General features: G+C 55.1%; 9 protein-coding genes and 1 tRNA gene. 5 read left to right on the forward strand and 5 right to left on the reverse strand.

Features of this window, described 5'->3' with window-relative positions; translation table 11 throughout:
- Positions 1-4: 4 nt before the first annotated feature.
- The gene (locus QP400_RS09505) at positions 5-934 is read left to right on the forward strand and encodes an AAA family ATPase (protein ID WP_101485809.1); all 930 of its coding nucleotides are present in this window, start codon (positions 5-7) and stop codon (positions 932-934) included.
- Complete coding sequence (locus QP400_RS09510; protein WP_004806178.1) at positions 931-2,223, forward strand: DUF58 domain-containing protein; 1,293 nt, start codon at positions 931-933, stop codon at positions 2,221-2,223. Before QP400_RS09505 ends, QP400_RS09510 begins: the two co-directional genes overlap by 4 nt.
- An 8-nt stretch (positions 2,224-2,231) precedes the next feature.
- Here the strand turns inward: QP400_RS09510 and QP400_RS09515 are convergent, their stop codons facing one another.
- Positions 2,232-3,533: a L,D-transpeptidase gene (locus tag QP400_RS09515; protein ID WP_285462655.1), complete on the reverse strand. Its 1,302-nt coding sequence runs from the start codon at positions 3,531-3,533 to the stop codon at positions 2,232-2,234.
- A 122-nt stretch (positions 3,534-3,655) separates the two neighbouring features.
- A complete protein-coding gene (locus QP400_RS09520; protein ID WP_004806176.1) occupies positions 3,656-4,651 on the reverse strand; it encodes a stage II sporulation protein M in 996 nt (331 codons plus the stop codon).
- 34 nt (positions 4,652-4,685) lie between these two features.
- Between QP400_RS09520 and QP400_RS09525 the strand changes: the two genes are divergently transcribed.
- A complete protein-coding gene (locus QP400_RS09525; RefSeq protein ID WP_048707004.1) occupies positions 4,686-5,474 on the forward strand; it encodes an RDD family protein in 789 nt (262 codons plus the stop codon).
- Between the two features lie 78 nt (positions 5,475-5,552).
- Here QP400_RS09525 and QP400_RS09530 read toward each other — a convergent pair whose 3' ends face one another.
- The gene (locus tag QP400_RS09530) at positions 5,553-8,444 is read right to left on the reverse strand and encodes a leucine--tRNA ligase (RefSeq protein ID WP_004806173.1); all 2,892 of its coding nucleotides are present in this window, start codon (positions 8,442-8,444) and stop codon (positions 5,553-5,555) included.
- A gap of 125 nt (positions 8,445-8,569) precedes the next feature.
- Here QP400_RS09530 and QP400_RS09535 point away from each other — a divergent pair, with 125 nt between their 5' ends.
- Positions 8,570-9,007, forward strand: a complete 438-nt coding sequence (locus QP400_RS09535; RefSeq protein ID WP_004806171.1) for an HIT family protein — start codon at positions 8,570-8,572, stop codon at positions 9,005-9,007.
- Here QP400_RS09535 and QP400_RS09540 read toward each other — a convergent pair.
- Positions 9,000-9,659, reverse strand: coding sequence for a metal-dependent transcriptional regulator (locus tag QP400_RS09540; RefSeq protein ID WP_101485663.1), 660 nt, complete (start codon positions 9,657-9,659; stop codon positions 9,000-9,002). The genes QP400_RS09535 and QP400_RS09540 overlap by 8 nt on opposite strands.
- Positions 9,660-10,244 carry a vitamin K epoxide reductase family protein gene (locus QP400_RS09545; RefSeq protein ID WP_004806168.1) on the reverse strand — a complete coding sequence of 195 codons (585 nt, stop codon included), beginning with the start codon at positions 10,242-10,244 and terminating at the stop codon, positions 9,660-9,662.
- A gap of 165 nt (positions 10,245-10,409) precedes the next feature.
- Between QP400_RS09545 and QP400_RS09550 the strand changes: the two genes are divergently transcribed.
- Positions 10,410-10,482: transfer RNA gene (locus QP400_RS09550), tRNA-Lys, on the forward strand.
- The last annotated feature ends 1 nt before the right edge of the window (position 10,483 follow it).

Raw genomic sequence — 10,483 nt, forward strand, 5'->3', positions numbered from 1 at the left:
GGCAATGATCCGCGTGCGCTCCGAAGTTGGAAAGGCTGTCGTAGGCCAGGAAGGGGCAATAACCGGACTGCTCATCGGCTTACTCACCCGCGGCCATGTGCTTTTAGAGGGCGTGCCTGGTACGGGTAAGACGCTTCTTATCCGATCCCTCGCTAGGGCCTTGGACGTAGACTTTTCCCGCATCCAATTCACCCCTGACATGATGCCAGGCGATGTGACGGGCTCGCTGATCTATGACCAAGAGAAGAAAGACTTTACTTTCAGACCAGGTCCTGTATTCACAAATCTGCTGCTAGCCGACGAAATCAACCGTACTCCGGCAAAAACTCAGTCGGCCTTGCTAGAAGCAATGGCTGAACGGCAGGTTTCCGTAGCGGGGACCGCTCGCCGTCTTCCCAGCCCTTTTATTGTCGCGGCTACCCAAAACCCTATCGAATCTGAGGGCACCTACCCACTGCCCGAAGCCCAGTTAGATAGATTCTTGCTGAAGATCCAGATGCCTGCTCCAGAGCGGGATCAAGAGATCGAAATCGTGCGCAGGCACGCTGATGGCTTCAACCCGTCCGATATAAAGGGTGCCGGACTCGAGCCCGTCGCCAGTGCGGCCGATATTGAGGAGGGGATTCGCCAGGTCTCCCAGGTGCAAATAAGCTCCGAAGTGATTGCCTATATTGTAGATATCGCCAGGGCCACCAGGCAGGCCCCCTCGCTCTCGCTCGGGATGTCTCCTAGGGCGGCTACTGCCTTGCTCGCCGCTGCCCGCGCCTGGGCCTGGTTATCCGGCAGGGATTTTGTTACGCCCGACGATGTGAAGGCACTCGTGATGCCAACCATCGCACACCGTCTGGTCCTACGTGCTGAAGCTGAGCTCGAAGGTGTTTCCATCGAGGCAGTCCTAGCTGGCGCGCTCGATTCTATCTCGGTACCGCGATGAGCATATCTTGGCGGGTTCCATTCTTAGCAGTGCTTTGCCTGCTCCCCCTGTTCTTTTTTCCCAGGCTAGAGCTGGTATATATCTGGCTCGCGGTCGTTATAGGGCTGACCATCATAGATCTGGTGGCAGCACCTTCACCACGCAAACTGCAGATACGGCGCACTGAAAACGAACCACTTCGAGCATTCGAGGAGGGTAGCGTAGGGCTTTACCTGTCCCTTCCCGGATCTCGGAAGATGAAGGTAGAGGTGCGCGACGCGTGGCCACCCAGCGTACAAGCCAAGGCCAACCGCCACCGCCTCGTCCTAATTCCTGGTAAAGAGGCAGAGGTAACTACTCCCGTCTGTCCGAAGAAGCGTGGTGTAGCCCACCCGGATTATGTGACCGTACGTTCATGGGGTCCTATGCGCCTAGCCGCTAGGCAAGTTTCCTTTACTCTACCCGGAGAACTCCGTGTACTTCCGGAATTTCCCTCTCGGAAACACTTGCCGGCAAAACTCGCCAAATTGCAGGCTGTAGAAGGTCGTGCACGGTCGCGGCAGCGCGGCCAAGGCACGGAATTCGATTCCCTTCGCGAATGGGTAGATGGCGACGACGTTCGGTCAATTGACTGGCGAGCTTCAGCCAGACATAACGACACTGTAGTCCGTACCTGGCGCCCAGAGCGAGACAGGAAGGTAATGCTGGTCCTGGACACCTCGCGTCTGTCAGCCGGCCGTGTCGAGGACGTGGCCAGATTGGAATCCGAGATGGACGCTGCCTTGTTGCTAGGCGCGGTGGCAGGACGCGCAGACGACAACGTAAGCCTGTTGGCAGGAGACCAGCTAGTACGCGTTACGGTGCCGCATACTTCCCGCACTAGTGTGCTCTCAGACTTCTCAAACGCGATGATGCCGCTAGAGGCAAAGCTGGTTGAGGCGAATTGGACAAAGCTGGCCTCGGCGATCATTGCGCAGGCCCCGCAGCTCTCCTTGCTAGTGCTGCTTACTCCCCTAGAGCCCGTTGCAGCTGCAGAAACATTGCTGCCCACGCTAGTCCACCTAGCTAAGCGGTATCGGGTTGTTATTGCTTCGATAGCTGATCCCGAGGTCGAGCAGATGCGACGGCAAACTACCGATGCCGATTCGGTTTATAGCGCCGCTGCTGCAGCGAAGACACAAGTACAAAGGCAAAAGCTGATAAATGCGGTGGCGCAGATGGGCGTCCACGTCATAGATGCCCCGCCCGAAGAAGTTCCTACGAAGCTTGTTGACCACTATCTTGCTCTCAAATCGCGGGGGCTGCTCTAGCAGTACGGTTACTTGTGGACCCTCACTACGGTGTCAAGTTCACCAAAGTCAAACATCTCTTTTGCTTTTTCAGGCGGTAGCTGTACGCACCCATGCGAGCCTCCGAAGCCTACGCCCGGACCAAACTGATGCTGCCAGTATGCGCCGTGGATTGCGTATGAGTAATGCCAGTACAAAATCCATGGCACATTCGGGGCGCGGTATGCTAGCGAGCCGTCATCGTTGTAGCCGACCATGGTTTGTATAGGCCGCTTAATGTAAACCTTATAAGTTCCCTGCGGCGTTGGGTGCTGTGGACTGCCCGGAACCATCAGGTAGGGACCTATCACCTTGTCTGCGCCTTGGTAGGCGGCAATTGTGTAGTCAGTTAGGTTGATATCGAACCATTTTTCGCCCTTGCTGGCCTGATATGGAAGCTTCTCTGCTCCAGGAGCAATCACCTTGTCCTGCCACTTTGCCGGCGCCGAAACCATGTCAAATGAGCCCGAGAACGGCTTTGTAGTGGACAATGCTGCAGCTATCTGCTGCGATAGTGCGGGGACATTATTTGCTTTTGTTCCGTCGACCTTCTTCTTTACGACCTGGGTGACATTTCCGTCCTCGGTAACGTTCCGGCATCCATCTTGAGGAACCTTAGCAGCTTCCTTTTCTTTGCTTCTGAGCCATTTTTGTACCTTTGCCGCATCGGCTGTGGCTCGTTTTGGAGCTTTCCCCAGTTTGGAGGGCGAAGTAACCCATCCAAGCTTGTCAGTCTCTGCCGCTTCGAAGGTTTTGTCGGCAGCGGCAACTTTGATTGCTACCTGCGCGAACTTCTTCGCTGACGCAAGATAGGTTTGTAAATCGCTAGCCGTGTTTAGAGGTTTCACTACCCCAGCGGAAAGATTTATCTTCTGCGAATTGCCCTCGCGAAGTACCTTTGTGAAGCCTTCGGATAGCTTTGTAGGCGCAATGCCGCGCCCTTCTTTGCCCTCCTGAATCGTGAGCGTTCCCGCGGCAACGACCAGTTCCGGTTCGACGGCCTCTTTGTAGTCTTTGGTAAGTCCCGCGGCGGCTTCGATCAAAGCGGGATAAGCATAATCCACAACTAGGTCCTCGGTGCTTCCGCTGACAGGTATTAGGAAGTAGTCCCAGAACGAGCGGTGCGCGAATACCTTTTTCGCGCTCTCCTCTGCGCTGACACTAGCCCCCAATTCCTTTCCAGTGAAAGAGCGAGATTTTACGCCTTGACCGGTAACCTCAAGGGAGGCATTTTGGGCATGTTTACGGATAAGGGCAGCTACCTCAGACTGATTTTTTCCCGCAATAGACACCCCGGAAATGCTCTGCCCAGGGAGCCCTTTGTCATGAAAATAAAACCAGTATGCTCCGCCTGCTGCCAGGGCTAATGCTAAGGCCAACAGCGGTAAAAAGATCTTCGCCCTCCGCGACATATTCACCCAACTCTTATTTCTTTATCTTCCTGCCAAGACTTAGTGATGTCTCCATCGTTACCGTGATTGTAGGCATATCTTCCCAGTCCAAACACATACACGAAGAAAAGCACCTCAGCAACGATACCAATGCCAATGCGGACGGCGGTGGGCAGTCCAGAGGGCGTAACGAACCCCTCTAGTGCGCCGCATACGGCTAGGACTAGTACCAACCCAATTGCAATTCCGGCAACTGTGCGTCCCGCATTAGCAAGGGCCTCGCCTCTAGTTCTATCTTTCGGACTTATCCACGACCAAAAAAGGTAGAGACCGGCCCCGCCCGCCACGAACACGCTAGTGAGCTCCAGTGTGCCATGCGGCAAAATCAATCCGAAGAACTGTGCTCCTGCCCCATGATTTATTAGTATTGCCGCAGAAACGCCCAAGTTAGCCACATTTTGATAGAGCAAAAAGATCACCGTGAGCCCCAGCATGCCCGTAGCAATACAGGTAGCGGTAACCCACGCATTATTGACCCACACGCTGAAGGCAAAATGACTGGCAGCATACTCGGAGTAATAATCTGCAAAGTCATGCTCTACTAGTTGTCGAATTCGTTCCGGCGTACCAATCAAACTCTCGAGAGACGGATCATGAATGATGCGCCACGCTATAAAAATGCACACTGCTAGGCTTGCCGCCATCGTTGACATCCACCACCAACGCAACTTGTAGAGTGCTGCTGGGAAAGTCGAGGTCAAAAAATGCGATGCCATCTTCAAGGACGGACGAGTCGCAGAGCCCATCCTGCGTCTGGTCCTAGCGAGCAGCATCGACAGTGAAGCCACTAGGGACGGATCAGGCTCAGTTGTGCGCAGCTGCGACAGATGCGTGCTAGTTCGCTGATAAAGCTCTATAGCCCTATCTGCTTCAGCAGCGGTGAGCTTCCTCTTTTTAGTAAGCTTTTCGAGTTCTCGCCACCGCGGTTCGTGTATATTTGCATACGCATCTATGTCCATGCCTTTAGCTTACCGAACCTGTATGCTCGAAGGCGTGGCGACTAACGAAACAGACGAACTCATTGCAGGCGAGGGCGTAGCCCTGCTGATTCCTCCGGCTGCACCCGTAATCCGGATCTGCTGTGGCATCTTGGACCTGGTTCTCTACGCCTCTCTGGCTATCCTCATGCTGTACTTCTTCATAAAGTACGGCCCCAGCTTGGACGAGGCCCTTGTCAAAGCAGCACTTATACTTCTTATGGCTTTTTCTATCCTGATTCTTCCTGCCACAGTCGAGTACCTGTCAAAAGGCAAGTCTTTGGGGAAGCTGATTGGCGGAATGAGGGTAGTTCGGATAGATTCGGGCCCAATCGTCTGGCGCCAGTGCTTTACCAGGGCGCTCATGGGGCTAATCGAAATCTGGACCATACAAGCTATCTCTGTCGTTTCAGTCCTAGTGGAAAAACGTTCTCGGCGAGTTGGTGACTTGGCAGCAGGCACTTACGTAATCCGCGAACGCATGCCACTGCGCATCCCCACTCCTCCGCAGATGCCCCCGCAACTTGAGGCATGGGCCAAAACTGTCGATCTTGGAGGCATCAGCCCTGGGCTCGCCATTGCCATGAGGCAATTCATAACCAGACGCGACCTATTTAGCTCCGCCGGCGGACGTTCCCTCGCTGAGCAGATTATGAGGCAGGTATACGTAGCGGTACTGCCACGGCCGCCACAGGCACCGCCAGAACAGATAATTGCCGCTCTTCTTGCTGAGCGCACCAACCGGGAATCTACCCGCCTACAAGCGGAAGAGCGTATGCGAACCCACCTGCTAGGAACTAAATAAACCCCTTACAGTTGGGACAACCTTTCGACAGATAATTAGTGGGGCCAGCGCTAGCTGGCCCCACTAATTATCTAGAGCCTATTTCTTCGGAAGTACGACGTTCACCAGCTTCGGTGCCTTGACGATGACACGCATGGGCTCGCGGCCACCTAGTGCCTCCTTCACCGCGTCCGTCGAAAGCGCTGCCTCCTGCAACTCTTCAGCAGAAATTGAGGGCGACACTGAAAGCCTCTCGCGCACCTTGCCTTGAATCTGCACAATACAGGTAACTTCGTCCTCTTCCAGCAAGGACTCATCAGTTACCACGGGGAAGGACACGCGGGCGATGGAGTCTTCGTGTCCCAAAATCTGCCACAATTCCTCGGCGATGTGCGGGGCGACAGGCGAGAGCATGAGCACTAGCGGCTCAACTGCCTTTCGCGGTACCTGCTTCAAACCGGTCAGGTGGTTATTCAGCACGATCATCTTGGCAATCGCCGTATTGATGCGCATATTGTCGTATTCGACAGTCACATCGGCAATCGTGCGAGCCAGAAGCTTTGCAGTCTTCCGATCAAGTTCTTCCTCGGTGACAGTTACCTCTCCGGTGTTTTCATCGAGGACGTTTCGCCACAGTCGCTGCAAGAATCGTTGGGAACCAACAACGGCGCGGGTCTCCCAGGGACGGGACATGTCAAGCGGCCCCATCGACATTTCGTATACGCGGAACGTGTCGGCACCGTATTCTTCACACATCTGGTCGGGAGTAACGATGTTTTTGAGGGACTTCCCCATTTTGCCGTATTCCTGGGTGACTGGCTCTCCTTGGTAGGTGAAGCCAGATTCCTCGTCGCCCTCGACCTCGTCTGCGGGCACATATTGACCGCGCCCGTCAGTGTACGCGTATGCCTGCACATAGCCCTGGTTGAAGAGCTTGTGGAAAGGCTCCGAACTAGACAGATAACCAAGGTCAAAGAGCACTTTGTGCCAAAAGCGAGCGTAAAGCAGGTGAAGCACGGCGTGTTCCACGCCGCCCACATACAGGTCAGTTCCGCCAGAGGCACCATCTGAGCGCGGACCCATCCAGTAGGCTTCGTTCATGGGATCCACGAACTGGCCGTCATTATTCGGGTCAGTGTAACGGATCTCGTACCAACAAGAACCCGCCCAGTTCGGCATCGTATTTGAGTCGCGATAGTAGGTTTGCTTACCTTCGCCCAGGTCAAGTTCTACACTCAACCAATCTCGTGCCCGTCCAAGCGGAGGTTCTGGCTCCGACTTAGAATCGTTGGGATCAAAGACTCGCGGGTTGAAATCATCCAGTTCCGGCAAGGTCACCGGAAGCATGTCCTCGGGGAGGGCATGAACGCGCCCATCCTTCGAATAGACCACCGGGAATGGTTCCCCCCAGTAGCGCTGCCTAGAGAAGAGCCAGTCACGCAACCTGTAGGTGGTGGCGGCATGACCATGGCCGGTCTGCTCCAGCCCCTGCACCATCGCCGCGATTGCCTCTTTTTTGTTCTTACCGTTCAGGTCAATAGAATCGTTGGCAGAATTCATGAGCACGCCGTCGCCGGTCCAGGCTGCTTCACTGGGGTCAAAACCTTCTTCCGGCGAAATGGTGGTGATGATATCCAGATCAAACTTCTTAGCGAATGCGAAGTCGCGCTCATCGTGTGCTGGCACCGCCATAATGGCGCCCGTTCCATAGCCCCAAAGCACGTAGTCGGCCACAAACACTGGAACCGGGACACCACTGACCGGGTTCGTAGCAAAGATACCGGTGAATACGCCAGTCTTTTCGGTTGCATCACCACGTTCTTCGTCACTCTTCGCAGCGGCCTGGAGCCGGTATGCCTTCACAGCCTCCTTCGGGGTCGCCGCACCGCCGGTCCACGCCTCCCTGGTACCCTCAGGCCACTGAGCTGGCACATGCAGGTCGTCATTTTGCGGATCCGAATCGCCCAGCAGAGGATGTTCAGGAGCAATAACCATGAAGGTTGCTCCAAACAGAGTGTCCGGCCTGGTCGTGTACACCTCTAGGGAAGAAACATCAGATCCGGCAGAATCAGCCAAATCGAACGTTACGTTCGCCCCATGCGATTCACCAATCCAGTTCTCTTGCATTGCCCGCACCTTGTCGGGCCAATCAATAGTTTCCAGGTCCTTGGTAAGCCGGTGGCCATATTCCGTAATCCGCATCATCCACTGGCGCAGCTTCGACTTGTAGACCGGGTAATTGCCACGTTCGGAGCGGCCCTCGGAAGTAACTTCCTCGTTTGCGAGCACAGTGCCAAGGCCAGGACACCAGTTGACCGGCGCATAGGACACGTAGGCGAGCCGGTAGCTATCTACGATATCGGCCTGTTCCTTCTTAGACAGTTCTGCCCACTCGCGACCATCTGGTGTCTGCCGAGTTCCGTCCTCGAACTGGGCAATCAGAGTCTCGATAGGCCGCGCACAGCCCTTGCCGCCTTCACGGTTTTGCGCATCCGGGTCGTACCAGGAACTAAAAATTTTCAAGAAGATCCACTGAGTCCACTTGACGTATTCGTTGTCAGTAGTGGCGAAAGAACGACGCTTGTCATGAGAGAGGCCGATCTGCCGCAGCTGCCTATTCATGTTTGCAATGTTCTGTTCGGTAGTTACCCGAGGATGCTGCCCGGTCTGAATCGCGTACTGCTCAGCAGGCAGGCCGAAAGCATCGTAGCCCATGGTGTACAGCACGTTCTTGCCGAGCATTCGCTGATACCTGGCAACCACGTCAGTCGCGATATAGCCAAGCGGGTGCCCCACGTGCAGCCCTTTCCCTGAAGGGTAAGGGAACATGTCTAGGAGGAAGAAAGGATCGGCCTCGGCCAGAGGGCCTGCAAGGTCTCCTACCGGGTTATCGGCAGCAAAGGTCTGTTCAGTTTCCCATTTGTCCTGCCATTTTCTTTCAATCTGGCCTGCCAGAGCGGCGGTATACCGGTGAGCAGTCTCTTCAGCCATGAATCTTGTCTCCTCCTTGCGGCGTTATCGCCTCAATCCTAGGTCATTTAGCCCCAACCATTGAAACTAGCTCACAATCCGACTTCCAAATTCATAAGATTGAAGCGGTATAACAAGGAGGATAAATGTCCGTTTTCACCCAAATCATCGATGGGCAAATTCCCGGCACTTTCGTCTATGCGGACGACGTGGCGGTTGCGTTTATGACTATCGAGCCGGTAAATGCCGGTCACACTTTAGTTGTTCCCCGCCAGGAAGTGGAGAGCTTCTGGGAGGCTGACGAAAAGCTTTTCAGCCACCTTGCCGTGGTTGCTAAGCGGATCGGCGCGGCCCAGCTAAAGGCTTTCGACTGCGAGCGCGCTGGTTTAGTCATTGCCGGTTTCGACGTTCCACACCTGCACCTGCACGTCATCCCGGTTCATGGTGAGGGCGAACTCAACCTTGCTAATGCAGCACAGGCTTCCCCTGCCGAACTGGACGAGGCGGCCACCAAACTCCGCCGCGCACTTGTGGATGCAGGTTTTGAGAAGCTCGTGCCAAAGGATCTTCACTCGCTCAAGTAATGGCACAAAAGATGGCGGCGGCCACCGGGTCGCCGATCGTCTTTTCTTTTCCATTTACCACCACTTGCATAACTCCGGCGTACGTCTTGTGTTCAGCTACAAAGACTTCCGCACCGGGTAACAGCTCCTGTGCAATTACTTCCTTCAGGATTAGCGGATCTTCGTCGGAGACGCGTTCTATGCGTGCCAGCGCTCCCTTGTCGACCGCGCTCAGGCGAACCCATTGGGCGTCCTCGACACTGCCGTCAGCTGCGGGAATCGGGTCACCGTGTGGATCGCGTCTAGGGTGGCCCAGGACCTTGTCAATGCGCCCTAAGAGGCGCTCCGTGACAGCGTGCTCCAAAATCTCGGCTTCCTCGTCTACTTCCTCCCAGGTGTAACCAAGAATGTCCACCAAGAAGGTCTCCAGTAGCCGGTGCTTGCGCACGAGCTGCACCGCCAGTTCGTACCCCTGTTTCGTTAACCCTATGCCGCGGTAACGTTCGTGTTCGACCAGTCCGGCGTCCACCAGACGACGAATATTTTCCGAGGCCGTAGAGGGCGCCACGGCCATTGCGGCAGCTAGAGAGTTGGTTCCTACATGGGCATCTTCAAATTCTGTTGCCGAGTAGATGTATTTCAAATAGTCCTCGGCCATCGCAGAAAGATCCATTTACAACACCAACGCAATCTGGTCCGCCATTGCCAAGACGACCACAACCGCGCCAACGAGATAGGTAAGCACAGTTGGAGCCCACGGGTAAGCGGACAGGAAAGAACCCACCGCCCCGTCTGGATTGCAAAGGCGCGCAGCCTTACCAATTAGCATCCACGCCATAGCAATGGCGACCACCCACACCACAAGGCAGTAGGGGCACAGTGCCCCAAAAACGACAATGGACTGGTAGAGGAAGAACGCCACAGCCCCCAATCCCACAATTCCACCAGCGGCACCCAAGAACCAAGCTACCTTCGGCAAGGCAACGTCCATGGCAAGTAGAAGTGCTACCGCGACTGCAAACGCAAAGATCGCAGTTCCGACTAGGGCGTTGGGCACCCCAAGCAAGTGCGCTGCCGGCGACATCAGGGACTTGCCACACCCCACCAGTGGGTTGATGTCGCAAGCCAAAGCTGCATCTGGATTCTTTAGATGCGAAAGCTCTGCCTTTACCAGGGCAATGGAGGCCGCCATCCCGACTACCGAAAGCAGCAGAAAACATTCCGCCCAAGTGCGGCCTACCCCGCTATGCTCGTTCAAAATCTCTCCAAACACTCTTCCAATCTGAAGCTAGTTTAACCGGGATTGACATCCCATTGCGCTACAGCTTCAGGGCAACGCGATGCATGTCACAGGGAGCCAATTTGATATCTGAACAGACGTAGCGCTACAGTAGTTCTCGGACGTTTTGAGAAACAAACGCCTGCGCCATTAGCTCAATTGGCAGAGCAGCTGACTCTTAATCAGCGGGTTGGGGGTTCGATTCCCTCATGGCGCAC

The sequence above is a fragment of the Winkia sp. UMB3158 genome, assembly GCF_030217145.1.
Classification (GTDB): domain Bacteria; phylum Actinomycetota; class Actinomycetes; order Actinomycetales; family Actinomycetaceae; genus Winkia; species Winkia anitrata.

What these genes read in the sequence shown, in the direction of transcription:
- QP400_RS09505 (WP_101485809.1), top strand. Translation starts at nt 5, where the DNA reads ATGATCCGCGTGCGCTCCGAAGTTGGAAAGGCTGTCGTAGGCCAGGAA.
- QP400_RS09510 (WP_004806178.1), top strand. Translation starts at nt 931, where the DNA reads ATGAGCATATCTTGGCGGGTTCCATTCTTAGCAGTGCTTTGCCTGCTC.
- QP400_RS09520 (WP_004806176.1), bottom strand. Translation starts at nt 4,651, where the DNA reads ATGGACATAGATGCGTATGCAAATATACACGAACCGCGGTGGCGAGAA.
- QP400_RS09530 (WP_004806173.1), bottom strand. Translation starts at nt 8,444, where the DNA reads ATGGCTGAAGAGACTGCTCACCGGTATACCGCCGCTCTGGCAGGCCAG.
- QP400_RS09535 (WP_004806171.1), top strand. Translation starts at nt 8,570, where the DNA reads ATGTCCGTTTTCACCCAAATCATCGATGGGCAAATTCCCGGCACTTTC.
- QP400_RS09540 (WP_101485663.1), bottom strand. Translation starts at nt 9,659, where the DNA reads ATGGATCTTTCTGCGATGGCCGAGGACTATTTGAAATACATCTACTCG.